General features: G+C 71.0%; 1 protein-coding gene. It reads right to left on the reverse strand.

Annotated elements, in window-relative coordinates:
• The coding region (locus tag A9X03_RS25090) for an amino acid adenylation domain-containing protein (protein WP_156746670.1) at nucleotides 1-1,276 on the reverse strand (1,276 nt) is incomplete at both ends.

The raw sequence follows: 1,276 nt of genomic DNA on the forward strand, positions 1-1,276 counted from the left end.
TGGGGTCGGCGGTGCCGGTGAGGTAGCCCACGAGGCGTTTGTCGCCGGGGCGGTCCTCGCGCACGACGACCACCGCTTCGTCGACGCCCTCCAAAGCGGCGAGGGCCGAGCGGATCTCGCCGACCTCGATGCGGTAACCGCGAATCTTGACCTGCTCGTCGGCGCGCCCCACGTACTGCAGCTGGCCGTCGATCCCCCAGCGCACCAGGTCCCCGCTGCGATACATCCGGTGTCCGGGCTCGCCGAACGGGCACGCCACAAACCGCGATGCGGTCAACCCGGCCCGGTGCACGTATCCCAGGCCCACCCCGCGCCCGGCCACATACAACTCCCCGACCACCCCGACCGGCACCGGCCGCAACCAGCCATCCAGCACGAACAGTCCGGTCCCCGGCACCGCCGACCCGATCGGCGGCGCACCCGATTTCGCGGTCAGCGCGACGCTCATGGACGCGAAGATCGTGCTCTCGGTCGGCCCGTAGACGTTCATCATCGCCCGCCCCGGTGCCCAGCGGTCCACCAGCTCCGCGGGCACCGGCTCCGCACCGATCACCAGCGCCGCCGAGTCCAGGCCTTCCGGCGACAACATCCGAACGGCCGCCGGGGTCTGACTGAGCACCGTCACCTGCTCAGCGACCAGCAGCGCGTGGAAGTCCTTGGGCGAGCGGGCCACCGCCTCGGGCACCACCACCAACCGGCCCCCATGCAGCAACGCCCCCCAGATCTCCCACACCGAGAAATCAAACGCATACGAGTGAAACTGGGTCCACACCTGCCCGGGCCCCAACGCCACGCCGACTTCGGGGGCGTCGAACAGCCGGGTCACGTTGGCGTGGCTGACCGCCACCGCCTTGGGCACCCCGGTGGTGCCCGAGGTGTAGATGACGTGCGCGACATCCTCGGGGTCCGGGCCCGCCGCGGGCGCCGTGGCCGGCTGCGCCCGCAGGGCAGGGCTGTGCACGTCGACGACCGGCAGCACATGCCCGGCCAACTTCTCGGCCAGCGCCGCCGTGGTCAACGCGGCCACCGGCGCGGTGTCGGCCAACATGAACTCGATCCGCGCCACCGGCAACCCCGGATCGATCGGCAAATACGCCGCCCCCGACTTCAACACGGCCAGGATCGCCACGATCGCCTCCGCCGACCGGGAGAACACCACCGCCACCGACTCCCCCGGACGCGCACCCCGACCAATCAACAGATGCGCCAACCGATTCGACGCCTCGTCCAACTCCCGATACGTCAACGACCGGCCCTCGCACGACACCGCCACCGC

The organism is Mycobacterium sp. E1715, from assembly GCF_001667625.1.
In the GTDB taxonomy this organism is placed as follows: Bacteria; Actinomycetota; Actinomycetes; order Mycobacteriales; family Mycobacteriaceae; genus Mycobacterium.